Source organism: Fibrobacter succinogenes, assembly GCF_902779965.1.
GTDB classification, from domain to species: Bacteria; Fibrobacterota; Fibrobacteria; order Fibrobacterales; family Fibrobacteraceae; genus Fibrobacter; species Fibrobacter succinogenes_F.
Map to the genome: position 1 here is coordinate 27,351 of NZ_CACZDK010000043.1, position 834 is coordinate 28,184.

General features: G+C 56.6%; 1 pseudogene. It reads left to right on the forward strand.

Features of this window, described 5'->3' with window-relative positions:
* A pseudogene (locus tag HUF13_RS15470) lies at positions 1-834 on the forward strand (threonine--tRNA ligase); the annotation flags it as partial.

An 834-nucleotide genomic window follows, 5' to 3' on the forward strand; every position in this document is an offset into this window, starting at 1 on the left:
AGCGGCACCATCAAGATTATCACGCCGAGCAACGACGACCCGGATGCTCTGATGCTCCTGCGTCACAGCTGCAGCCACGTGCTTGCCGAAGCCATCTGCGACCTGTTCCCGGGCACCAAGCTCGCCTACGGTCCGGCTATCGAAAAGGGTTTCTACTACGATTTGATGACACCGACCCCGATCCAGCAGTCGGATTTCGAGCGCATCGAAAAGCGAATGAAGGAAATCATCAAGGAAGACCGTCCGTTCGTGCGTTGCGAAGTCAGTGCCGCCGATGGCCTGAAGCGCACCGAGGGCGACAAGTACAAGACGGACAACGCTGAACGCGCTCTCGCCCGCGAAGGCAGCGACGGTACGCTCAGCTTCTATGTGACTGGCGAACCGGGCAAGAACTTTGAAGATCTCTGTGCCGGCCCCCACGTGCCTTCTACTGGCAAGCTCAAGAATTTTAAGGTGCTCTCGATGTCGGGCGCCTACTGGCATGGTGACCAGTCTAGCGACCAGCTGACCCGCGTGTACGGCACTTGCTTTGCCGACAAGGAAGGTCTCGAAACTTATTTGAAGTTCCTGGAAGAAGCCGAAAAGCGCGACCACCGCAAGATCGGTAAGGAAATGGACCTCTACCACATTGAAGACCATTCTCCGGGCATGGTGTTCTGGCATCCGAAGGGCACCAAGATGGTGAACGCCCTCAAGGACTACATCCGCGGTAAGATTGACCGTCGCGGCTACCTTGAAGTGATCACGCCGGAAATCGTGAACAAGACTTTGTGGATCAAGTCCGGCCACGCCGACAAGTACAACGAGAACATGTTCAAGACGCTCGCTGGCGAC